Raw genomic sequence first — 21,218 nt, 5'->3', positions numbered from 1 at the left:
TCGCTAGCCCTTTTCGAGATCGTCATGATCGACATCGGCCCTCTCCGGGTCCCTGGCCCTGGCCACGGCGGCCGCCAGCGCGTCGGGCGTGGCGCCCGACGCGACGACGGGAAGACGAAACCCCAGTGTGCCTGCCAGGGTAGCCAACCGGGTACTGGACACGATTAGCGGTTGGTTCAAGGCGGCCTGTGAGCACCATCTTGCCAGATGTCCGAGGATTTCTCCGCTACTCACCACCAACGCCTGATAGTCGCCGCTCGCCAGCCGACGCCGCAAGCTCGTCGAGGGCTCGAGCAGGCGCCGCCGGTAGACCGCCAGGCGCGTCAGGCGGGCGCCCCGGGCGGCGAGGGTCTCGGCCATCAGGGCCCGCCCCCCCTCGCCGGCCACCAGCAGCAAGCGCTGCCCGGCGAGCCGCTGCAGCGAGCCGAGCGCGAGCAGCGCCTCGCTGGTGTCCTCGCCGCCCGGCGGCGGCAGATGCACCCGCACGCCCAGCAGGCGATGCAGGGTGGCGGCCGTGGCGGCGCCCACGGCGTAGTAGTCGATGCCCACGGGAAGTTGTGGCCAGTAGCGGTCCAGTGCCTCGGCGAGACACTCGGCGGCGAAGGGGCTCGCCACCACCACGCGCCGGAACTGGTCGAAGTCCAGCCAGGCGGCGCGCTGTTGCGGGGTCTCGGCCAGCGGCTCGAGGACCATGGCCTCGCCCCGCTCGACGGGAAAGCCCTCGGCGGCGATGGCCTCGGCCAGCGCCGCCGCCCGCGGCCCGGGACGGCAGATCAGCACCGGTGGCGTCGCCATCAGCCGGCGCCGTAGACCTCGGCGAGGATCTCGCCGGCGCCCATGTCCAGCAGTTCCTCGGCCACGCGGATGCCCAGCGCCTCGGGCTCGTGGATGGAGCCGCGGCCCTCGGCGCGCAGCACCTCGGTGCCCTCCGGGTTGCCCACCAGGGCGCGCAGCCACAGGGTCTGGCCATCGTCCTCGAACACCGCATGGCCGGCGATGGGCACCTGGCAGCCGCCCTCGAGGCGGGTGTTCATGGCCCGCTCGGCGCGCACCCGGGTCGCGGTGGCCGGATCATCCAGCGGCGCCAGCAGCGAGATCAGCTCGGCATCGTGCATGCGGCACTCGATGCCCAGGGCGCCCTGGCCGCAGGCCGGCAGGCAGACCTCCGGTGGCAGCTCCATGGCGATGCGCGCCTCGAGGCCCAGCCGCTTGAGGCCCGAGGTGGCCAGCAGGATGGCGTCGTACTCGCCGGCATCGAGCTTGCCCAGCCGGGTCTGGACATTGCCGCGCAGGTTGAGCACCTGCAGGTCGGGGCGCGCCTCGCGCATCTGCAGGCCGCGACGCAGGCTGGACGTGCCGATGCGCGCCCCTTCGGGCAGCGCGTCCAGGGAGGCATAGTGGTTGGAGACGAAGGCGTCGGTGGGCTCGGCCCCCTCGAGGATCACCGACAGGCCGAGGCTCTCGGGGAAGTGCATGGGCACGTCCTTCATGGAGTGCACGGCGATGTCGGCACGCCCGTCGAGCATCGCTTCCTCGAGCTCCTTGACGAACAGCCCCTTGCCGCCGACCTTGGCCAGCGGTGTGTCGAGGATCTTGTCGCCCCGAGTGACCATCGCCACCAGTTCGACCTTGAGCCCCGGATGGATCGCCATCAGGCGGTCGCGGACATGTTCGGCCTGCCACATGGCCAGTTGACTCTTGCGCGTGGCGATACGCAGCGTTTCGATGGCTTGCACGTGGTTCTCCCCGTCCCGGTTCGCTGGCCCTCGGCGCCCCTTGCGCCGGCGCCCGGTGATGTCTTGGTCTGCCGCCATCATAAAGGACCGGAGAGGCCAGGAAAAATCGTCACGTCCCGGCCCTCCCGCCGCCCGCGCCCCTCGCCTGGCCCATGGACTCTGGTACACTTTCCCGCATGTCAAGCCAGCGCGGCCTCGCCGAGCTGCGGCCGGCGCGCCGTCGGCCCTCACCCACCCCTTCAGCCATGCAGGATGTCAGCCCGATGAGCCAAAGCCCGACGAACCACCGCACCAACCAGTCCTGGGGCGGCCGCTTCAGCGAGCCCACCGATGCCTTCGTCGCCCGCTTCACCGCCTCGGTCGACTTCGACCAGCGCCTGGCCCTCCACGACATCCGGGGCTCGCGGGCTCACGCCACCATGCTGGCCCGGGTCGGGGTGCTCAGCGAGGCCGAGCGCGACGCCATCCTGGCCGGGCTCGACGAGGTCCAGGCGGAGATCGAGGCCGGCAGCTTCGCCTGGTCGGTGGACCTCGAGGACGTGCACATGAACATCGAGGCGCGTCTCACCGACAAGATCGGCATCACCGGCAAGAAGCTGCACACCGGCCGCTCGCGCAACGACCAGGTGGCCACCGACATCCGCCTCTTCCTGCGCGACGAGATCGACAGCGTGGCCGCCGAGTTGACCCGCCTGCGCGAGGGGCTGATCACGCTTGCCGACCGCGAGGCCGATACCATCATGCCCGGCTTCACCCACCTGCAGACCGCCCAGCCGGTGACCTTCGGCCATCACCTGCTGGCCTGGCAGGAGATGCTCGCCCGCGACCAGGAGCGGCTGCTCGACTGCCGCAAGCGGGTCAACGTGCTGCCGCTCGGCGCCGCGGCGCTGGCCGGCACCACCTACCCCATCGACCGCCATGTGACGGCCGAGCTGCTGGGCTTCGACCGCCCCGCGGAGAACAGCCTCGACGCCGTCAGTGACCGCGACTTCGCCATCGAGTTCACGTCCTTCGCCAGCGTGCTGCTGATGCACCTGTCGCGGATGAGCGAGGAGCTGGTGCTGTGGACCAGCGCCCAGTTCGACTTCATCGACCTGCCCGACCGCTTCTGCACCGGCTCCTCGATCATGCCGCAGAAGAAGAACCCGGACGTGCCGGAGCTGGTGCGCGGCAAGACCGGCCGGGTCTATGGCCACCTGATGGGCCTGCTGACGCTGATGAAGTCCCAGCCGCTGGCCTACAACAAGGACAACCAGGAGGACAAGGAGCCGCTGTTCGATGCCCTGTCCACCGTCCAGGATTGCCTGAAGGCCTTCGCCGACATGGTGCCGGCCATCGAGGCCAAGGCCGACAACATGCGCGAGGCGGCCCGCAAGGGCTTCTCCACCGCCACCGACCTGGCCGACTACCTGGTCTGCCGCGGCGTGGCCTTCCGCGACGCCCACGAGATCGTCGGCCAGTCGGTGGCCTTCGGCCTCAAGGAGGGCAAGGACCTCTCGGAGATGAGCCTCGAGGAGCTGCGCCAGTTCTCCGACGCCATCGACGAGGACGTCTTCGCCGTGCTGACCCTGGAGGGCTCGGTGGCCGCGCGCAACCATATCGGCGGCACCGCCCCGGACCAGGTGCGCGCCGCCGCCCAGCGGGCCCGCGAGGCCCTGGCGGCGCTGTCGTCCCGGGATAGCCAGGGGAGCCGGGGCTGATGCGTCGCGCCGCCCTGCTCGCGCTGCTGGCGCTGCCCCTGCTGCTGGCCGGCTGCGGCCAGAAGGGGCCGCTCTACCTGCCCGGCGACACCGCGGCGGAGGAGCGCTACGGCCCCCGCGACCCCGAGACCAGCGACGACGACGCACCGGACGCCGAGGCGTCGGACGCCGCCACCGACGACGCCACCCGCCCCGCCGACGAGGACGACACCTAGGCATGGACCATTTCGAGTACCGCGACGGCGTGCTGCACGCCGAAGAGCTGCCGCTTGCGCGCATCGCCGAGGAGTTCGGCACGCCCTGCTACGTCTATTCCAAGGCCACCCTGGCCCGCCACTTCCGGGCCTATACCGAGGCGCTGGGCAGCCATCCCCACCTGATCTGCTACGCGGTCAAGGCCAACTCCAACCTGGCGGTGCTGGGCCTGCTGGCCCGCCTCGGCGCCGGCTTCGACATCGTCTCGGTGGGGGAGCTCGAGCGGGTGCTGACCGCCGGCGGCGACCCCGCCCGGGTGGTGTTCTCCGGCGTGGCCAAGCAGGAGAACGAGATGGCCCGCGCCCTCGCCGTGGGCATCAAGTGCTTCAACGTCGAGTCCCGGGCCGAGCTCGAGCGGCTCGACGCCGTGGCCCGCGGCCTGGACCGCGTCGCCCCGGTCTCGCTGCGGGTCAACCCCGACGTCGACGCCGGCACCCACCCCTACATCTCCACCGGGCTCAAGGCCAACAAGTTCGGCATCGCGGTGGACGAGGCCCGGGAGGTCTACCGCCAGGCCGCGACCATGGACAACGTGCGAGTGGTGGGGCTCGACTGCCATATCGGCTCCCAGCTCACCGAGACCGCTCCGTTCCTCGACGCCCTCGACCGCCTGCTGGTGCTGCTCGAACGGTTGCGCGAGGATGGCATCGAGATCGAGCACCTGGACCTCGGTGGCGGCCTGGGCGTGCCCTATCACGACGAGCGCCCGCCCCAGCCCTTCGACTACGCCACCGCCCTGCTCGAGCGGCTGTCGCGCTGGCCGGGCAGCGACCGGCTGACCCTGCTGTTCGAGCCGGGACGCTCGATCGCCGCCAACGCCGGCGTGCTGCTGACCCGGGTCGAGTTCCTCAAGCCCGGCGAGACCAAGAACTTCGCCATCGTCGACGCGGCCATGAACGACCTGATCCGTCCGGCCCTCTACCAGGCCTGGCAGGCCATCCTGCCGGTGGATACCACCCGGGCGCGGGAGAACGGCACCTATGACGTGGTCGGCCCGGTCTGCGAGACCGGCGACTTCCTCGGCCAGGACCGGGAGCTGGCCATCGCCGCCGGCGACCTGCTGGCGGTGCGCTCCGCCGGCGCCTACGGCTTCGTCATGGCCTCCAACTACAACAGCCGCCCGCGGCCGCCCGAGGTCATGGTGGACGGCGACCGCGCCCACCTGGTGCGCCGCCGCGAACGCCTGGCGGACCTCTGGGCCGGCGAGGCGATGCTGCCAGGCGACGGCGCGGAGACGCCCTGATGCTGCTGCAGTTCACCAAGATGCACGGGCTGGGCAACGACTTCATGGTCGTCGACCTGATCACCCAGCGGGCGCGGCTGCGCGACGAGCAGATCCGTGCCCTGGCCGACCGGCGCTTCGGCATCGGCTTCGACCAGCTGCTGGTGGTCGAGCCGCCCCGGGATCCGGACATGGACTTCCGCTACCGCATCTACAACGCCGACGGCAGCGAAGTGGAGAACTGCGGCAACGGGGCGCGCTGCTTCGCCCGTTTCGTGCGCGACCAGCGGCTGACCCACAAGCGCGAGATCCACGTCGAGACCGCCGGCGGCCCGCTCACCCTGGTGGTGGACGACGACGATCGCGTCAGCGTGGACATGGGGCCGCCGCGCTTCGCCCCGGAGGCGCTGCCCTTCGCCGCCGACGAGGACCGTGCCCTGCACGCCCTGGAGGTCGACGGCCGGTGCCTCGAGGTCGGGGTGGTGTCCCTGGGCAACCCCCACGCGGTGCTGCGGGTGGACGACGTGGCGACGGCCCCGGTGGCCACCCTGGGGCCGGCCATCGAGGCCCACCCGCGCTTCCCGCGCCGGGTCAACGCCGGCTTCATGCAGGTGGTGTCGCCCCACGAGATCCGCCTGAGGGTGTACGAACGGGGCAGCGGCGAGACCCTGGCCTGCGGCACCGGCGCCTGCGCCGCGGTGGCCACCGGCATCCGCCTGGGCTGGCTCGAGGGTCCGGTCACCGTGCACCTGCCCGGTGGCGACCTGGAGATCAGCTGGCCCGGCGATGACGCCAGCCTGATCATGACCGGCCCCGCCGAGCGAGTCTTCGAGGGCCGCGTGCCCCTGAACTGAGCGTCAAACCGAGGAGAAGCGCATGACCCGAGCCGTCCCCGAGCCACGCAAGACCCTGGACCCGGACGTCGTGGCCCAGTGGCTCGCCCGTCACCCCGACTTCTTCGTCGGCCGCGAGGGGCTGCTCCAGCAGCTCAAGGTGCCGCACCCCGAGGCCCGCGGCGCCACCTCGCTGCTGGAGCGCCTGGTGGCGGACCTGCGCAGCCGCGCCGAACAGGCCGAATGGCGCCTGGAGCAGCTGCTGGAATCGGCCCGCCACAACGAGGCCCAGTACCGCCGGACCCGGGAGCTGGTGCTGGCCCTGCTGGAGGCCGAGGACGGCGATGCCCTGGGCCAGGCGCTGGCCACCCAGTTCAGCGAGCGCTTCCAGACCCCGGCGCTGGCCCTGTGGTGCCCGGCCAGCCTCACCGACCGCGAAACGCAGCCGCCCCAGGCGCCCCGCCAGGTGCTCGACGACCACGTGGCCCAGCGCCTGGCCGCCCTGCTGGACGGCCGGGCGAGTCGCTGCACCCGGCTGACGCCCACCGACTGGAAGCGCCTGCTCCCCCACGCCAAGGCGCCGGACAAGGCCGGCTCCTGTGCGCTGGCCCGGCTGACCCTGGGCGAGCCGCTCGGCTACCTGGTGCTGGCGAGCCCCGACCCCGACCACTTCCGCGCCAGCATGGACACCCTGTTCACCGAGTACGTCGGCGACGTGGTGGCCCGCCTGCTGATGCGCCTGGCGCCGTCCCGCCATGGCTGAGCCGACCCGGCTCGGCGACCAGATGGCCGCCTACCTGGCGGCCCTGGCCCGCACCGCCAGCCCGGCCACGGTGGCGGCCTACCGCCGCGACCTGGCCGCGCTGGGTGACTTCCTGGCCGACCAGGGGCTGGACGACGGCGCCGCCCTCGACGCCGCCCTGCTGCGTCGCTTCCTCGGCGGCGAGCGGGCCCGCGGCCTGGCGCCCCGCAGCCTGGCCCGGCGCCGGGCGGCCATCTCCGGCTTCGCCGACCACCTGCGCGCCGCCGGCGTGCTGGACCACAACCCGGCCAGCCTGGTGCGCACGCCGCGCCTGCCCAGGGACCTGCCGCGACCGGTGGACGTCGACGCCCTGGCACGCTTCCTCGACACACCCCACGACGGCTCGCCGCTGGCCTGCCGCGACCAGGCCATGCTGGAGCTGTTCTACTCCAGCGGCCTGCGCCTCGCGGAGCTCGCCGCCCTGGCCCTCGGCGATCTGCAGCCCCAGCGGGTGCGGGTGCTGGGCAAGGGCGGCAAGCCGCGCCAGGTCCCGGTGGGGCGTCGCGCCCGGGCGGCGCTGGAGGCCTGGCTCGGCGTGCGCGGCGCCCTGGCCGGTGACGGCGAGACGGCGCTGTTCGTGGGGGTACGCGGTGCCCGGCTCGGCCACCGGGCCATCCAGCAGCGCCTGGCGACCCTGGCCCGCCAGCGCGGCCTGGCCGAGCACCTGCATCCCCATCGGCTGCGCCACTCCTTCGCCAGCCACCTGCTGGAGTCCAGCCAGGACCTGCGGGCGGTCCAGGAGTTGCTGGGCCATGCCAACCTGGCCACGACCCAGGTCTACACCCGGCTCGACTGGCAGCACCTGGCGGCCAGCTACGACGCCGCCCACCCCCGCGCCCGACGCCGCCGCCCCGACGACAGTGACTGATCCCATGACCCGACTGCCCCTGCAGGCCCTGACCTTCGACCTCGACGACACCCTCTGGGACAACCGCGAGGTGATGACCCGCACCGAGCAGGGCCACTACGCCTGGCTCGACGATGCCCTGGCCGCGTGGTTCGCCGAGCGGGGCGAGCCTGCGCGCGGCCGCTTCGCCGAGTGGCTGCCGATCACGGCCTACCAGCGGCGCCGGCAGGAACTCGCCGAGCGCCATCCGCTGCGCCGCGGCGACTTCACCTGGATCCGCGAGCAGGCCCTGGCCTCGCTGCTGAAGGAGTTCGGCCTGCCCCATGAGGCGGCCTGGCACTGGGCGACGCGCGCCATGGAGCACTTCCATGACCTGCGCGTGCGGGTCACGCCCTACCCGGAAGTGGAGCCGATGCTCGGCGAGCTGGGGACGCGCTACCGGCTGGGCTCCATCACCAACGGCAACCTGGCCTTCGACCGCCTGCCCCTGCGCCGCCACTTCGCGGTGGCCATCGCCGCCGGGGAGATGCATGCGCCCAAGCCCGACCCCCGCCCCTTCCTGATGGCGCTGGCCAAGCTCGGCACGTCGCCCGCCCGGGCGATGCATATCGGCGATTCCTGGAAGGAAGACGTCCTGCCGGCGATCCGGCTGGGCATGCAGGCGGCCTGGATCGCCGGCGACACGCCCCACGGCGCGCCACTGCCCGAGGGCGTCCATCGCCTGGAACATATCCGCGAGCTGCCGGCGCTGCTGGAGAGATTGGAGCAGGAGTAATCCATCACGGCATGGCAGCCGTCTAATGGAGTGATTCAGCAAGGGAGAGTGGATGCCCGGGGACAAGCCTTCGCGAGGGCGCTGTAAACCCATCCCTGGGCGCTACCGACGCCCTGCGGCGCTCTCGCGTCCTGCTCCGCTCGCAGGGCCGGTGCTGGCCATCCATGGCCAGCCCGTTCGGAGCGGTGCTCCTCACCCATGGCGGAGGACCCTCGCTGCGCCTTGCCCCCGGGCCCGACGCTGGGAGGAAAGTCCCGAGCGGATTCAGTCAGCGCTGGAGAGCAGCCAGTCGTCCAGGCGCTGATGCACCTCCTCGAGGCCCTGCTTCTTGAGCGCCGAGAACAGCTGGACGCTCACCAGGTCCTCCCACTCACGCAGCCGCGAGCGCACCTGCTGCAGGGCATTCTTCGCGGCGCCGGCCTTCAGCTTGTCGGCCTTGGTCAGCAGGATGTGCACCGGCATGTCCTGGTCGTCGGCCCAGCCCAGCATCGTCTGGTCGAACTCGGAGAGCGGGTGGCGCACGTCCATGACCAGCACCAGGCCGCGCAGGGAGGCGCGCCGTTGCAGATAGTCCGCCAGGTGGCGCTGCCACTCGAGCTTGACCTGCTCGGGCACCTTGGCAAAGCCGTAGCCCGGCAGGTCGACCAGCCGGTGGTCGGTATCCTCGCCCAGGGAGAAGAAGTTGATCAGCTGGGTCCGGCCAGGCGTCTTGGAGGTCCGGGCCAGCGCCTTCTGGCGTGTCAGGGCGTTGATGGCACTGGACTTGCCGGCATTGGAGCGCCCGGCGAAGGCCACTTCGGCGCCGCCGTCGGACGGGCATTTCGCCAGGGTCGGCGCACTGATGAGGAAACGGGCGGCCTGATAGTTGAGTCGCGACATGGCGGGGAGTTCCTGACGTTGATCAAGGGTGCCGCGGCTTGCATTCCCGCAGCACGGGTGTTCCGTTATAATGCAGTGACTTTTGTCTGCGACCCGGGGCGCGCAAGTATACCACCGTGCTCCCTCCGGCAGCGACCGACCAGGGTGTGTCGACGGCTTCCGGCAGCGAGGCTTGCCCGGCAACTCTCGGGCGGCACCCAGGGTACGGACCGGTCAACAACGTAACGGCATAGTGGATTAGCGATGAGAAAGCTACTGGCAAGCCTGGCAATCACCATGAGCGCCGTCGGCGCCGCCCACGCGGACCTCCAGTCGGAGGCGGATGCCGCCGCCGGCCGTGAGAAGGCGCAGGCCTGCGCCGCCTGTCACGGCCAGGAAGGCATCAGTCCGTCCGGCGCCTTCCCCAACCTGGCCGGCCAGCAAGCCTCCTATCTCGCCAAGCAGATCATGGACATCCGCGACGGCAATCGCAACGTGCCGCAGATGGCCGGTCAGGTGGACAACTTCTCCGATCAGGACGCCTGGGACGTGGCCACCTACTTCGCCGATAAGGCGCCGGCCCTCGGCCAGGCGGACCCGGAGCCGGCCCTGGTCGAGCACGGCCGCGAGCTGTACCGGGCCGGCGACCTGGCCAAGGGACTGCCGGCCTGTGCCGCCTGCCACAGCCCGACCGGCCAGGGGATCGGCAGCGCCGGGTATCCGGCGCTGTCCGGCCAGAAGAGCGATTACGTGGTCTCGACCCTGCAGGCCTTCGCCGCCGGCGAGCGGGCCAACGACCCCAACGCCATCATGCGCGACATCGCCGCCCAGATGAGCGACCGTGACATGGAGGCCGTGGCCAACTACGTGCGCGGGCTGCACTGAGCGCAGCCCGGATCGCGTCGGCACGACCGGCATTCGACGAGGGCGGCCCAGGGCCGCCCTCGGCGTCTCCGGGAACCCGCGCGCCCGGCCACACTCCAACTCGGCGGTGCCGTGCCGACGGTGCCCCACCCTGGATCATGACTCACTCAAGGAGAGCCCCCTCATGTTCAAGTCCCTGATCGTCGCCCTGGCCGGCCTGGGCCTGTCCACGCTTGCCTCCGCCGCCAACCTGGTGGAAGGCGAGCACTACACCACCCTCGACGAGCCGGTGAAGACCCAGGTCGAGGAGGGCAAGATCGAGGTCACCGAGGCCTTCTGGTACGGCTGCCCGCACTGCTACAACCTGGAGGAGCCGCTCAACGCCTGGGTCGCGGAACTGCCCGAGGACGTGGTCTTCCAGCGCATGCCGGCCACCATGGGCGGCGCCTGGAACCAGCACGCCACCGCCTTCTACGCCGCCAAGCAGCTGGGCATCCAGGAGGACCTGCACGACGACTTCTTCGACGCCTATCATGAGCAGGGCCAGCGCCTGACCGAGGTCGAGGACATCGCGGCCTTCTTCAGCGACTACGGCGTCAGCGAGGAGGAGGCCAGCGAGGCACTGACCTCCTTCGGCGTCAAGTCCCAGGTCAACCAGGCCCATGCCCGCATGCGCAACATGCAGCTGATGGGGGTACCGGCGCTGATCGTCGATGGCCGCTATGTGGTGACCCCGAGCACCGCCGGCAGCCTCGACAACATGCCGCAGATCGCCGGCGCCCTGGTCGACAAGGTGCGCGAGGAACGGAAGGACTGACATGACTTCGTCGCTGGCCGATGCCAGATGGCCGCACCGCGAGCGCGACCACCTGAAACTGCTGACCTTCAACCTGCAGGTGGGCATCCAGACATCGGCCTACCATCACTACCTGACCCGCAGCTGGCAGCACCTGCTGCCCCACCCGCGACGCCTCAAGCGCCTCGACATGATGGGCGAGGTACTGGGGCGCTTCGACATCGTCGGCCTCCAGGAGGTCGACGGCGGCAGCTTTCGCTCCGGGCGGGTCAACCAGGTGGAGTACCTGGCCACCCGCGCCGGCTTTCCGCACCATTACCAGCAGCTCAACCGCAACCTGGGCCACCTCGCCCAGCACAGCAACGGGCTGCTGTCGCGGCTGCCACCCGCGCGGGTCGAGGAGCACAGCCTGCCCGGCACCCTGCCCGGCCGCGGCGCCATCCACGCGCGCTTCGGCGAGGGGCCCGATGCCCTGCACCTGTTCGTCGCCCACCTGGCGCTCAGCCACCGCGGCCGGGTGCGCCAGCTCGACTACCTCAGCGAGATCATTGCCCCGCTGCGTCATGTGGTGGTGATGGGCGACCTCAACTGCACCCCGGACCAGCTCCACGCCCACTCGCGGTTCCGCGACTCGCTGCCGCTGCACCCGGTGCGCCCGCCGCTGAGCTACCCGTCCTGGCAGCCGCGCCGGGCCCTGGACCATATCCTGCTCTCGGAGTCCCTGGAGGCCCACCGGGTCCAGGTGCTGGAGCACCTGTTCTCCGACCACCTGCCCGTGGCCATCGACGTCAGCCTGCCCGAGGCCTGCCAGGCCACCCTGGCCAAGGGGTAAGACCAATGTCGGCCCCCTCGTTGTAACAGACGATCAACGATTCCCGTATAGTCTGCTGGGGCCCCGCCGGCATCGCGGGGTCGCGTTTTCCTCTGCTGACACTGGAACCCCCTAGCGAGACTCCCCATGGCTGATTCCCGAGAGCTTCCCGGCGCCCTGGCCCGGCTCGACCGCTTCTCCGACTGGCTCGGCCGAAGCCTCTCCTGGCTGGTCCTGCTGATGATGCTGATCCAGTTCCTGATCGTGGTGCTGCGCTACGCCTTCAGCGTCAACAGCATCCCCATGCAGGAATCGGTGATGTACATGCACGCCACGGTGTTCATGCTGGCCGCGGCCTATACCCTGCGCCACGATGGCCACGTGCGGGTGGACATCTTCTATCGGGCCATGCCGGCGAAGCGCAAGGCGCTGGTCGACCTGCTGGGTCACCTCTTCCTGCTGATGCCGGTGATGATCTTCGTGATCCTCGTCAGCCTGGGTTACGTCGGCAAGTCCTGGCGCATCCTCGAGGGCTCGCCGGACTCCGGCGGGATCCCGGGGGTCTTCCTGCTCAAGACGCTGATCCCGCTGTTCGCCGGCCTGATGCTCCTGCAGGGCCTGGTCGAGGCCTGGCGCAACGTGCTGGTCATGACCGGGCGCCTCGCCCCCAAGGAAGAAGAAGAACACCACGAGGAGCACCTGTGATGCTGGAGTTCATGCCGCTGGTGCTGTTCGCCGTGATCTGCATCGTGCTGATGGCCGGCTACCCCGTCGCGCTGTCCCTCGCCGGCACCGCCCTGGCCTTCGCCGGCCTGGGCACGGGCCTGGAAGCCATGGGCCTCGACGCCCACTTCGATGCCGGCTACCTGTCGGCCTTCCCCAACCGCCTCTACGGCATCATGACCAACCAGACACTGCTGGCGGTGCCGCTGTTCGTGCTGATGGGCGTGCTGCTGGAGAAGTCGCGGGTGGCCGAGACCCTGCTCGAGGCCATGGCCCTGCTGTTCGGCTCGCTGCGCGGGGGGCTCGGCATCTCGGTGACCCTGGTCGGCATGCTGCTGGCCGCCTCCACCGGCATCGTCGGCGCCACCGTGGTGACCATGGGCCTGATGTCGCTGCCGACCATGCTCAAGCGCGGCTACAGCATGCCGCTGGCCACCGGCACCATCTGCGCCACCGGCACCCTGGGCCAGATCATCCCGCCCTCCATCGCGCTGGTGCTGCTGGGCGACGTGCTCTCCTCGGCCTACCAGCAGGCCCAGCTGTCCATGGGCATCTTCAGCCCCAAGACGGTGTCGGTGGGCGACCTCTTCATGGGCGCCCTGGTGCCGGGCCTGCTGCTGGTGGTGTTCTACATCGTCTACGTGGCGATCATCGCCTGGCTCAAGCCCGGCGCCGCACCGGCCGTCGACCGCCGCGACCTGATGGAGGAGCTCGGTCACGAGGGCGGCCTCGGCCTGCTGCTGCTCAAGGGGCTGGTCCCGCCCATCGTGCTGATCGTGGTGGTGCTGGGTTCGATCCTCGGCGGCTTCGCCACGCCCACCGAGGCCTCGGCCGTGGGGGCCTTCGGCGCGCTGATGCTGGCGCTGGCCTATCGCCGCCTGGACGTCACCACCCTCAAGGAGGCGCTGCACTCCACCGTCAACGTCACCACCATGGTGTTCCTGATCCTGATCGGCGCCGCGCTGTTCTCGCTGGTGTTCCGCGCCTATGGCGGCGAGCACCTGGTGACCGAGGTCTTCGAGAGCATGCCCGGCGGGGTGGTCGGCGCGACCCTGGTGGTGATGCTGGTGATCTTCCTGCTCGGCTTCATCCTCGACTTCATCGAGATCACCTTCGTGGTGGTACCGATCGTCGGGCCGATCCTGCTGGCCATGGGCCTGGATCCCATCTGGCTCGGCATCATGATCGCCATCAACCTGCAGACCTCCTTCCTCACGCCGCCCTTCGGCTTCGCGCTCTTCTACCTGCGCGGCGTGGCGCCGGACTCGGTGCCCACCGCGTCGATCTACCGCGGGGTCATCCCCTTCATCGTGCTGCAGCTCGGCATGCTGCTGGCGCTGTCCTGGTTCCCGGGGCTGGCCACCTGGCTGCCGGACCAGTTCTGACGCAGCGTGGAATCGGCCGCCCGGCCCGGCGGCAGCGGCCGTCTATAGTGACTCGACGCAGGCTTCACCGGGAGGGCGGATGCCCTCCCCTGCCGACCGGCCCGACGCGGGCCACTTCCCAACAAGGCACACAACGAGAGGGAATCGCATGCAACCGAAAGCACTCGCCATGGCCATCGGCGGCGCCACCGCCGGCCTGATGCTGGTCGCGGGCACCGCCCAGGCCCAGGACACCTACGAATGGAAGCTGGTGACCTCCTGGCCGAAGAACTTCCCCGGCGTGGGCCAGGGGCCCGAGCGGCTGGCCAAGCTGGTCGACGAGATGTCCGATGGCCGCCTGACCATCGAGGTGTTCGGGGCGGGCCAGCTGGTGCCCGGCTTCGAGGTCTTCGATGCCGTCGCCGAGGGCACCGCCGAGATGGGCCATTCCGCGTCCTACTACTGGAAGGGCAAGGCGCCGGCGGCGCAGTTCTTCGCCGCCGTGCCCTTCGGCATGAACGCCCAGGAGATGAACGCCTGGCTGCACTACGGCGGTGGCCTGGAGCTGTGGAACGAGCTGTACGACGACTTCGGGGTGGACGTCATGGCCGCCGGGGCCTCCGGCGTGCAGATGGGCGGCTGGTACAACAAGGAGATCGACTCCGTCGACGACCTCGAAGGCCTGAAGATGCGCATGCCGGGGCTCGGAGGCGAGGTGATGAGCCGCATGGGCGTGGCCATCGTCAACATGCCGGGCGGCGAGATCTTCACCTCCCTGCAGTCCGGCGCCATCGACGCCACCGAGTGGATCGGCCCCTACAACGACCTGGCCTTCGGCCTGCACCAGGCGGCGGACTACTACTACTATCCCGGCTGGCACGAGCCGACGGTGATGTTCGAGGCCATCGTCAACGAGGAGGCTTTTGCCGAGTTGCCGGCGGACCTGCAGGCGATCCTGCGCACCGCGGTGCGCGACGTGAACGCCGACGTGCTCGACGAGTACACCGCACGCAACAACGACGCCCTCGAGACGCTGATCAACGAGCACGACGTGGAACTGCGTCGCCTGCCGGACGACGTCCTGGCCCAGGCCAAGGAGCACTCCGCGGACGTGGTCGCCGAGCTCGCCGAGTCCAGCGAGATGGCCGGCAAGATCCATGACTCCTATCGCGCCTTCCAGGACAAGGTGGTGAACTACCACGCCATCTCCGAGCAGGCCTACTACAACGCCCGCAACCCCGAGGGCGCCCCCGCCAGCGGCGAGTGATCGCCGAGTGTCCCCGCGGCCCCGCGCGACGGGCCCGCGGGGGCCTTGCCCTCGCGCCGGCGCGGCTCAGCCGCCGGCCAGCACGCCGAGCCCTCGCACCCAGGCGATCATCGGCGCCGGATAGATGCCCAGCAGGATGGTCACCAGCGCCAGCCCCACCACCATCACGCCTCCGGCCCGCCCCCCCCAGTCCGCGGCGACGTCGCGGCGACGCATGCCCGGTTCCACCAGGTAGAGGGTGACCATCACCCGCAGGTAATAGTAGAGCCCGATGGCACTGCCCAGCACGATGCCGGCCACCAGCCACCAGCGCTGGGCCTCGACGCCCAGCGCCAGCAGGTAGAACTTGCCGATGAAGCCGGCGGTGAAGGGGATCCCGGCCAGCGACAGCAGGCTCACGGTCAGCACGCCGGCCAGGTAGGGGTGTCGCCAGAACAGCCCGCGATAGTGGTGCAGGGCGGCGGCATCCTCGCCGCCGTGGGGACTCGACAGCAGGGTCACCACGCCGAAGGCAGCGAGCGTGGTGACCAGGTAGGTGACCAGGTAGACGCCGCCGCTCTCCACGGCCAGGTCGCCGGCGACCACCAGCACCAGCATCAGGTAGCCGAAGTGGGCGATCGACGAGTAGCCCAGCAGGCGCTTGAGGTTGGCCTGGCGCAGGGCCAGCAGGTTGCCCACCAGCATGCTGGCCAGGGCCAGCCCCGCCAGGATGGCGCCCATGGCCTCGACCTGGAAGGCCGGGGCGGTCGTCACCAGGCGCAGGATCACCACGAAGACCGCCACCTTGCTCGCCGTGGCCAGGAAGGTCGCGGCGGGGCCCGGCCCGCCCTCGTAGACGTCCGGCGTCCACAGGTGGAAAGGCACCACCGACAGCTTGAAGCCCAGCCCCACCAGCATCAGGCCGGCCCCGGCCAGCCCCCAGGCCCCCGGCCGGTCGGCGAGGCCCGCGGTCAGGGCGGCCAGGTCCAGCTGCCCCGTCTGGGCATACAACAGCGCCATGCCGAACAGCAGGAAGGCCGAGGCCGCCGCGGAGAGCAGCAGGTACTTGATCCCGGCCTCCAGCGAGCGGCGCTCGTGGTAGGCATAGGCCAGCATCCCGTAGAGCGGCATCGACAGCAGCTCGAGGCCCAGGAACAGCGATGCCAGGTGGCGGCTCATGGCGAGCGCCATGGCGCCCGCGGCGGCACTCAGCAGCAGCAGGTAGAACTCCTCGCGGGCCCCGCGATAGTGCTCCAGGTAGGCGTGGCCGAGGGTGGTGCAGGCCAGCGCCGCGACCAGGATCAGGGCCGCCGCGAACAGCGCCAGGCCGTCGACCACCAGCAACGGGGTGGCCAGCGGCGCCACCCGCCAGGCCAGCGGCAGCACCGCCAGCGCCAGGCCGAGGCCGACCCCGGTGACCAGGGCCGTCGCGGCATGCTGGCGCCGCCAGGCGATGCCCAGCAGGACCCCGAGGAGGGTCGCGGCGACGATGGCCAGCGGCAACAGGGCGAGCAGCGCGGCCGGGGTCATGGGCGCGCCTCCCCGACCAGGGCCGGCAACGTCGCGCCGGCCTCGAACACCCGCTGGACCGCGCCCATGGCGTCCCCGGTGGTATCCAGCAACGGCTGGGGGTAGAGGCCGAACAGCAGCACCAGGGCCACCAGGCCGAGCATCATGGCGTACTCGCGGCGGTCGAGATCGGCCCAGCCGCCCTCGCCCCGGGGGGGACCGAAGTGCACCCGCTGCATCAGCAGCAGGGAGTAGATGGCGGCCAGCACCAGGCCCGCGCTGGCGACCACCACCACGCCGGGCGCCACCGGGAAGCTGCCGAACAGGATCATGAACTCGCCGACGAAGTTGGCCGTGCCCGGCATGCCCAGCGAGGCCACGGCGAAGCACAGGGTGAAGGCCGGCAGGCTGCCCAGGCGTCCCCACAGCCCCCCCATCTCGCGCATGTCGCGGGTGTGCAGCCGCTCGTAGAGCTGGCCGCTGAGGATGAACAGCCCGGCCGCCGAGAAGGCATGGGCCACCATCATCACCACCACGCCCTGCAGGGCCAGCGGGGTGCCGGCATAGATGCCGATCAGCACGAAGCCCATGTGGGCGATGCTGGTATAGGCGATCAGCCGCTTGATGTCCTGCTGGCCGCATGCCAGCAGCGCGCCGTAGATCACGCCGACCAGCCCCAGCCCCATGGCCACCGGGGCGAAGGCCTGGGAGGCCTCGGGGAACAGCGGCAGGGCGAAACGCAGCAGGCCGTAGGCGGCGGTCTTGAGCAGGATCCCCGCCAGGTCGACGCTGCCGGCGGTGGGGGCCTGGGCGTGGGCATCGGGCAGCCAGCCGTGCAGGGGCACCACCGGCAGCTTGACGGCGAAGGCGACGAAGAAGCCCAGCATCAGCCACATCGCCAGGCCATCGGAGAGCGGCGTCTCGCGCAGCACCGCATAGCTGAAGGAATACTCGCCGCTGTGGGCATGCTCGGCGAAGACCAGCCCGAGGATGGCCACCAGCATCAGCAGGCCGCTGGCCTGGGTATAGATGAAGAACTTGACCGCCGCCCGGATGCGGGTCCTGCCCGGGACGCCGCTGTGCCCCCACAGGGCGATCAGGAAGTACATCGGCACCAGCATCATTTCCCAGAAGAAGAAGAACAGGAAGAGGTCGATGGCCAGGAAGACGCCGACCACCCCGCCGAGGATCCACAGCAGGTTGAGGTGGAAGAAGCCCACCCGGACGACGATCTCCCGCCAGGAGCACAGCACCGCCAGCAGCCCGAGCAGGCTGGTCAGGGCGATCAGCACCAGCGACAGGCCGTCCAGCGCCAGGTGCACCTCGATGCCGAAGCGCGGGATCCAGGGGGCCCGCCACTCCAGCCCCCAGGCCGGGCCGGCCTCCACCTGCGGCAGGCGGTAGTCGCCGCCCCACCACAGCGCCAGGGTGATCGCCAGCTCGAGCGCCATGGCCGCCAGCGCCAGCCAGCGGGGCGCCCTCTCGCCGAAGCGCTCGGCCTGCCAGCACAGCAGGCCGGCGAGGAAGGGAATCAGGATCAGCCAGACCAGGGTCATGGGCGCGCTCGTCCTTCGCGTGATGGCATCACGTCATGCTCCTCAGTCGCCGACGGTCAGTCCCAGCAGGACCAGGGTCGCGCCGATCACCATGACGGTGGCATAGCGGCGCAGCCGACCGTTCTGGGTCCGTGACAGGCCGTGGTGCATCCACCCGGCCTGACCGGCGAGGCGCTGCCAGCCGGCGTCGATGGCATCGCCGTGCAGCCGGCGCACCAGCCCACGGTAGGGCCGTGCCAGGGCCGCCTCGAAGAGCGCATCGAAGCCCCAGGCGTGGTGCCACCAGCGCCACAGCCGGGCCCCCCAGCCCCGGGCGACGACGCGCCCGAGCCAGGCCCGACGCCAGCCCCACAGCCAGGCCCCCAGGGCGAGCCCTACCAGCGCCGTGGCCGCGGCGAGCGCCTCCAGCAGGCCATGGCCGCCATGGGCGTCCGCCCCGGGGCTCGCCGGGAACAGCCCCGCCAGGGGCGGGGTGATCCCGGCGCCGACGGCGGTCGAGAGCACCGCCAGCACCACCAGCGGCAGGCCATGCACCAGGCCCCGCCCCGGCCGGGCCTGGCGGGCGGCCTCGCTTCTCGGCTCGCCGTGGAAGGTCAGCACGATCAGCCGCAGGGTATACAGGGAGGTCAGCAGGGCCCCCAGCAGGCCGGCCAGCAGCAGGCCGCCGCGTCCCGCGGCCAGGGCCTGCCAGAGGATCTCGTCCTTGCTGTAGAAGCCGGCGCTGACCAGCGGCAGCGCGGCCAGGGCCGCCCCGCCGACCAGGAAGCCGGCGTAGGGCAGCGGCAGGCGCCGCCACAGCCCGCCGAGCCGGCGCATGTCCTGCTCGTGATGGCAGTTGACGATGACCGCCCCCGCCGAGAGGAACAGCAGCGCCTTGAAGAAGGCGTGGGTCATCAGGTGGAAGATCGCCGCCTCGAAGGCGCCCACGCCGAGGGCCAGGAACATGTAGCCGATCTGGCTCATGGTCGAGTAGGCCAGCACCCGCTTGATGTCGGTCTGCGCCAGGGCGGCGCAGCCCGCCATCAGCAGCGTCAGGCCGCCGATCACGCCGACCAGCAGCAGCACCGCCGGGGCCAGCACGAAGAGGCCATGCAGGCGCGCGATCAGGTAGACGCCGGCGGTGACCATGGTCGCCGCATGGATCAGTGCCGACACCGGGGTGGGGCCGGCCATGGCATCGGCCAGCCAGGTATGCAGCGGCAGCTGGGCCGACTTGCCGAGCGCCCCGCCCAGCACCAGCAGCGCCGCCAGCGAGGCCATGGGGTCGCCGCGTGTCCAGGCCTCGGGGGCCCGCTCCGTGAGCTCGGCGATGTCCAGGGTGCCCAGCTCGCGAAACAGCAGGAACAGGCCGAGGGCCAGGAAGACGTCGCCGATGCGCGTGACGATGAAGGCCTTGAAGGCCGCCCAGCCATTGGCGGCGGTCCGGTAGTAGTGGCCGATCAGCAGGTAGCTGCACAGTCCCACGCCTTCCCAGCCGAGGAACAGCAGCAGCAGGTTGTCGCCCAGCACCAGCAGCACCATGCTGGCCACGAACAGGTTCATGTAGGCATAGAAGCGCCGGCTGCCGCCCTCGCCGCTCAGGTACCAGGCGGCGAACAGGTGGATCAGGAAGCCCACGCCGGTGATGACGCCGAGCAGGGTCAGCGAGAGGCCATCCAGCCACAGGCCGATGGTCGGGCGGAAGTCGCCGACGGCGATCCAGGTCCACAGGGTCAGGCCGGCGGCGCCGTCCTCGACGAAGCGCAGCGCCAGCCCGGCGGTGACCAGGGCCGCCAGCCCCACGCTGGTTACCCCGACCCAGGCACAGGCCCGCTCGCCGGGGCCGCGGCGCCACAGCGCCAGCACCAGGGTGCCGGCCAGCGGCAGCAGGAAGGTCAGGGGCAGCAGCGCCATCGGGGCCTCCATCAGCCGCGCATCCGGTTGGCCGCATCGACATCCAGCGTGCGGAAGCGGTGCTGGAGCTGGATCAGCAGGGCCAGGCCCACGCTGGCCTCCGCCGCCGCCAGGGTGATCACCAGCAGGAACATGGCCTGGCCCTCGGGCTGTCCCCAGGCGGTCCCGGCGACGATGAAGGCCAGCCCGGCGGCATTCAGCATGATCTCCAGGCTCATCAGCACGAACAGCATATTGCGCCGCATCATCAGCCCCGCCAGGCCCAGGGCGAACAGGATCGCCGCCAGCGCCAGGCCGTGCGCCATGGGGATGCCGCTCATCAGCGCTCCTCCCCCGGCGCCGTGCCGGCGCCGTCCCGGCTCGCCAGGCGGCCCACATGGGAGGCGGTGACCAGGGCCGCCAGCAGCAGCAGCGCCGCCAGCTCCACGGCGATCAGCCAGGGACCGAACAGCGTCATGCCCACCGCCTTGGCGGTCAGCAGCTCCCCCGCGATGGCCCGCCCGCCGCCGCCCCGCCAGAGGTCGAAGGCGAGCACGCCCAGCAGCAGCCCGGCCAGCAGCGCCGGCCCCAGCCAGGTCGACGGCCGCAGCCAGGCGCGCTCCTGGGCGACGGCGGCACCGCCGAGGTTGAGCATCATCACCACGAAGACGAACAGCACCATGATCGCGCCGGCATAGACGATGATCTCCAGGGCCCCGGCGAAGGGCGCGCCGAGGGCGAAGAACACCATCGCCACGCTGATCAGCGAGACGATCAGGTAGAGCAGGGCGTGCACCGGGTGGGTGTGGGTGATGACGCGCAGCGTCGCCAGGATGGCGACCAGACCACTCAGGTAGAAGGCGAGTTCCATGGCAATCTCCCGTGGTGGGTGGCGGTGGCTCACGGCAGCAGGGTCCTGACGTCCACCGGGTCCCGCTCGTCGCTGGCCTGGCCCTTGCCCTTCCCGGCGATCGCCAGGCCCGCCACCCTGTAGAAATGGTAGTCGTGATCCTTGCCGGGCCCGTCGATCAGCAGGTCGGCCTTCTCGTAGACCAGCTCCTGTCGCCGGTACTCGCTCATCTCGAAATCGGGGGTCAGCTGGATGGCCGAGGTGGGGCACGCCTCCTCGCACATCCCGCAGTAGATGCAGCGCGAGAAGTTGATGCGGAAGGTCTCGGGGTACCAGCGCCCATCGTCCTTCTCGCCCTTCTGCAGGGCGATGCAGTCCACCGGGCAGGCCACCGCGCAGAGGTTGCAGGCCACGCAGCGCTCCTCGCCGTCCGGGTCCCGGGTCAGCACGATGCGCCCCCGGTAGCGGGGCGGCAGGTAGACCGCCTCCTCCGGGTAGTTGACCGTCTCGCGTCGGCGGAAGCCGTGCATGAAGATCATGTACAGCGTCCTGAGCTGCGATCCGGTGCCCTTGATCAGCCACATCAGCATCGTCTTTGC

At 70.8% G+C, this 21,218-nt stretch carries 21 protein-coding genes and 1 pseudogene; 13 read left to right on the top strand and 9 right to left on the bottom strand.

The window, feature by feature from the left end:
* Positions 1–3 precede the first annotated feature (3 nt).
* Positions 4–795 carry a uroporphyrinogen-III synthase gene (locus QWY76_RS08900; protein WP_290310779.1) on the bottom strand — a complete coding sequence of 264 codons (792 nt, stop codon included), beginning with the start codon at positions 793–795 and terminating at the stop codon, positions 4–6.
* Positions 795–1,736: a hydroxymethylbilane synthase gene (gene hemC / locus QWY76_RS08895; protein WP_290310778.1), complete on the bottom strand. Its 942-nt coding sequence runs from the start codon at positions 1,734–1,736 to the stop codon at positions 795–797. The genes QWY76_RS08900 and hemC overlap by 1 nt, the downstream gene beginning before the upstream one ends.
* 263 nt (positions 1,737–1,999) lie before the next feature.
* On the opposite strand from hemC, the gene argH reads away from it, so the two are divergent.
* The 7 genes and pseudogenes from argH (at position 2,000) to QWY76_RS08860 (ending at position 8,170) form a co-directional block, all read left to right on the top strand.
* Positions 2,000–3,436, top strand: coding sequence for an argininosuccinate lyase (gene argH / locus QWY76_RS08890; protein ID WP_290310777.1), 1,437 nt, complete (start codon positions 2,000–2,002; stop codon positions 3,434–3,436).
* A pseudogene (gene lptM, locus QWY76_RS20150) lies at positions 3,436–3,543 on the top strand (LPS translocon maturation chaperone LptM); the annotation flags it as partial. The gene argH and the pseudogene lptM, both read left to right, overlap by 1 nt.
* 110 nt (positions 3,544–3,653) lie before the next feature.
* Positions 3,654–4,934 (top strand): diaminopimelate decarboxylase, encoded by a 1,281-nt coding sequence (gene lysA, locus QWY76_RS08880; protein ID WP_290310775.1) that lies wholly within the window; start codon positions 3,654–3,656, stop codon positions 4,932–4,934.
* Positions 4,934–5,767, top strand: coding sequence for a diaminopimelate epimerase (gene dapF / locus QWY76_RS08875; RefSeq protein ID WP_290310774.1), 834 nt, complete (start codon positions 4,934–4,936; stop codon positions 5,765–5,767). Before lysA ends, dapF begins: the two co-directional genes overlap by 1 nt.
* Positions 5,768–5,789: 22 nt before the next feature.
* Positions 5,790–6,509 carry a DUF484 family protein gene (locus QWY76_RS08870; RefSeq protein ID WP_290310773.1) on the top strand — a complete coding sequence of 240 codons (720 nt, stop codon included), beginning with the start codon at positions 5,790–5,792 and terminating at the stop codon, positions 6,507–6,509.
* Positions 6,502–7,416, top strand: a complete 915-nt coding sequence (locus tag QWY76_RS08865) for a tyrosine recombinase XerC (RefSeq protein ID WP_290310772.1) — start codon at positions 6,502–6,504, stop codon at positions 7,414–7,416. Before QWY76_RS08870 ends, QWY76_RS08865 begins: the two co-directional genes overlap by 8 nt.
* Before the next feature lie 4 nt (positions 7,417–7,420).
* On the top strand, positions 7,421–8,170 hold the full coding sequence (locus QWY76_RS08860) for an HAD family hydrolase (RefSeq protein WP_290310771.1): 750 nt from the start codon (positions 7,421–7,423) through the stop codon (positions 8,168–8,170).
* Positions 8,171–8,434: 264 nt separating this feature from the next.
* On the opposite strand, the gene yihA is transcribed toward QWY76_RS08860, so the two are convergent.
* A complete protein-coding gene (yihA, locus tag QWY76_RS08855; protein ID WP_290310770.1) occupies positions 8,435–9,049 on the bottom strand; it encodes a ribosome biogenesis GTP-binding protein YihA/YsxC in 615 nt (204 codons plus the stop codon).
* A gap of 243 nt (positions 9,050–9,292) precedes the next feature.
* Here yihA and QWY76_RS08850 point away from each other — a divergent pair, with 243 nt between their 5' ends.
* From QWY76_RS08850 to QWY76_RS08825, 6 genes are all read left to right on the top strand, one after another.
* Complete coding sequence (locus QWY76_RS08850) at positions 9,293–9,913, top strand: c-type cytochrome (RefSeq protein WP_290310769.1); 621 nt, start codon at positions 9,293–9,295, stop codon at positions 9,911–9,913.
* A gap of 163 nt (positions 9,914–10,076) precedes the next feature.
* Positions 10,077–10,709, top strand: coding sequence for a thiol:disulfide interchange protein DsbA/DsbL (locus tag QWY76_RS08845; protein ID WP_290310768.1), 633 nt, complete (start codon positions 10,077–10,079; stop codon positions 10,707–10,709).
* A gap of 1 nt (position 10,710) precedes the next feature.
* Complete coding sequence (locus QWY76_RS08840; RefSeq protein WP_290310767.1) at positions 10,711–11,520, top strand: endonuclease/exonuclease/phosphatase family protein; 810 nt, start codon at positions 10,711–10,713, stop codon at positions 11,518–11,520.
* 126 nt (positions 11,521–11,646) lie between these two features.
* On the top strand, positions 11,647–12,204 hold the full coding sequence (locus tag QWY76_RS08835) for a TRAP transporter small permease subunit (protein WP_290310766.1): 558 nt from the start codon (positions 11,647–11,649) through the stop codon (positions 12,202–12,204).
* Complete coding sequence (locus QWY76_RS08830) at positions 12,204–13,607, top strand: TRAP transporter large permease (protein ID WP_290310765.1); 1,404 nt, start codon at positions 12,204–12,206, stop codon at positions 13,605–13,607. The genes QWY76_RS08835 and QWY76_RS08830 overlap by 1 nt, the downstream gene beginning before the upstream one ends.
* A 148-nt stretch (positions 13,608–13,755) precedes the next feature.
* A complete protein-coding gene (locus QWY76_RS08825; RefSeq protein WP_290310764.1) occupies positions 13,756–14,853 on the top strand; it encodes a TRAP transporter substrate-binding protein in 1,098 nt (365 codons plus the stop codon).
* A gap of 66 nt (positions 14,854–14,919) precedes the next feature.
* Here QWY76_RS08825 and nuoN read toward each other — a convergent pair whose 3' ends face one another.
* The 6 genes from nuoN to nuoI are packed head-to-tail and all read right to left on the bottom strand — an operon-like array spanning position 14,920 to position 21,209.
* Positions 14,920–16,362 carry an NADH-quinone oxidoreductase subunit NuoN gene (gene nuoN / locus QWY76_RS08820; protein WP_290310763.1) on the bottom strand — a complete coding sequence of 481 codons (1,443 nt, stop codon included), beginning with the start codon at positions 16,360–16,362 and terminating at the stop codon, positions 14,920–14,922.
* A complete protein-coding gene (gene nuoM / locus QWY76_RS08815) occupies positions 16,359–17,897 on the bottom strand; it encodes an NADH-quinone oxidoreductase subunit M (protein WP_290310762.1) in 1,539 nt (512 codons plus the stop codon). Before nuoM ends, nuoN begins: the two co-directional genes overlap by 4 nt.
* A gap of 42 nt (positions 17,898–17,939) precedes the next feature.
* Entirely contained in the window at positions 17,940–19,790 is a 1,851-nt protein-coding gene (gene nuoL / locus QWY76_RS08810) for an NADH-quinone oxidoreductase subunit L (protein WP_290310761.1), read from the bottom strand.
* Between the two features lie 11 nt (positions 19,791–19,801).
* Positions 19,802–20,110, bottom strand: coding sequence for an NADH-quinone oxidoreductase subunit NuoK (gene nuoK / locus QWY76_RS08805; RefSeq protein WP_126481845.1), 309 nt, complete (start codon positions 20,108–20,110; stop codon positions 19,802–19,804).
* On the bottom strand, positions 20,110–20,640 hold the full coding sequence (nuoJ, locus tag QWY76_RS08800; RefSeq protein ID WP_290310760.1) for an NADH-quinone oxidoreductase subunit J: 531 nt from the start codon (positions 20,638–20,640) through the stop codon (positions 20,110–20,112). The genes nuoK and nuoJ overlap by 1 nt, the downstream gene beginning before the upstream one ends.
* Before the next feature lie 29 nt (positions 20,641–20,669).
* Entirely contained in the window at positions 20,670–21,209 is a 540-nt protein-coding gene (gene nuoI / locus QWY76_RS08795) for an NADH-quinone oxidoreductase subunit NuoI (protein ID WP_290310759.1), read from the bottom strand.
* Positions 21,210–21,218: the final 9 nt, after the last annotated feature.

This window comes from Halomonas maura (assembly GCF_030409305.1).
GTDB lineage: Bacteria > Pseudomonadota > Gammaproteobacteria > Pseudomonadales > Halomonadaceae > Halomonas > Halomonas maura.
This window is presented reverse-complemented; position numbering and strand designations above follow the sequence as displayed.

Excerpts from the sequence above, each read along its gene's own strand:
- QWY76_RS08835 (WP_290310766.1), top strand. The coding sequence starts at position 11,647 with ATGGCTGATTCCCGAGAGCTTCCCGGCGCCCTGGCCCGGCTCGACCGC.
- nuoJ (WP_290310760.1), bottom strand. The coding sequence starts at position 20,640 with ATGGAACTCGCCTTCTACCTGAGTGGTCTGGTCGCCATCCTGGCGACG.
- QWY76_RS08845 (WP_290310768.1), top strand. The coding sequence starts at position 10,077 with ATGTTCAAGTCCCTGATCGTCGCCCTGGCCGGCCTGGGCCTGTCCACG.
- yihA (WP_290310770.1), bottom strand. The coding sequence starts at position 9,049 with ATGTCGCGACTCAACTATCAGGCCGCCCGTTTCCTCATCAGTGCGCCG.
- nuoK (WP_126481845.1), bottom strand. The coding sequence starts at position 20,110 with ATGAGCGGCATCCCCATGGCGCACGGCCTGGCGCTGGCGGCGATCCTG.
- argH (WP_290310777.1), top strand. The coding sequence starts at position 2,000 with ATGAGCCAAAGCCCGACGAACCACCGCACCAACCAGTCCTGGGGCGGC.
- QWY76_RS08840 (WP_290310767.1), top strand. The coding sequence starts at position 10,711 with ATGACTTCGTCGCTGGCCGATGCCAGATGGCCGCACCGCGAGCGCGAC.
- QWY76_RS08850 (WP_290310769.1), top strand. The coding sequence starts at position 9,293 with ATGAGAAAGCTACTGGCAAGCCTGGCAATCACCATGAGCGCCGTCGGC.
- QWY76_RS08830 (WP_290310765.1), top strand. The coding sequence starts at position 12,204 with ATGCTGGAGTTCATGCCGCTGGTGCTGTTCGCCGTGATCTGCATCGTG.
- QWY76_RS08825 (WP_290310764.1), top strand. The coding sequence starts at position 13,756 with ATGCAACCGAAAGCACTCGCCATGGCCATCGGCGGCGCCACCGCCGGC.
- nuoL (WP_290310761.1), bottom strand. The coding sequence starts at position 19,790 with ATGGCGCTGCTGCCCCTGACCTTCCTGCTGCCGCTGGCCGGCACCCTG.
- QWY76_RS08865 (WP_290310772.1), top strand. The coding sequence starts at position 6,502 with ATGGCTGAGCCGACCCGGCTCGGCGACCAGATGGCCGCCTACCTGGCG.
- QWY76_RS08860 (WP_290310771.1), top strand. The coding sequence starts at position 7,421 with ATGACCCGACTGCCCCTGCAGGCCCTGACCTTCGACCTCGACGACACC.
- QWY76_RS08900 (WP_290310779.1), bottom strand. The coding sequence starts at position 795 with ATGGCGACGCCACCGGTGCTGATCTGCCGTCCCGGGCCGCGGGCGGCG.
- nuoN (WP_290310763.1), bottom strand. The coding sequence starts at position 16,362 with ATGACCCCGGCCGCGCTGCTCGCCCTGTTGCCGCTGGCCATCGTCGCC.
- nuoM (WP_290310762.1), bottom strand. The coding sequence starts at position 17,897 with ATGACCCTGGTCTGGCTGATCCTGATTCCCTTCCTCGCCGGCCTGCTG.
- nuoI (WP_290310759.1), bottom strand. The coding sequence starts at position 21,209 with ATGCTGATGTGGCTGATCAAGGGCACCGGATCGCAGCTCAGGACGCTG.
- lysA (WP_290310775.1), top strand. The coding sequence starts at position 3,654 with ATGGACCATTTCGAGTACCGCGACGGCGTGCTGCACGCCGAAGAGCTG.
- dapF (WP_290310774.1), top strand. The coding sequence starts at position 4,934 with ATGCTGCTGCAGTTCACCAAGATGCACGGGCTGGGCAACGACTTCATG.
- QWY76_RS08870 (WP_290310773.1), top strand. The coding sequence starts at position 5,790 with ATGACCCGAGCCGTCCCCGAGCCACGCAAGACCCTGGACCCGGACGTC.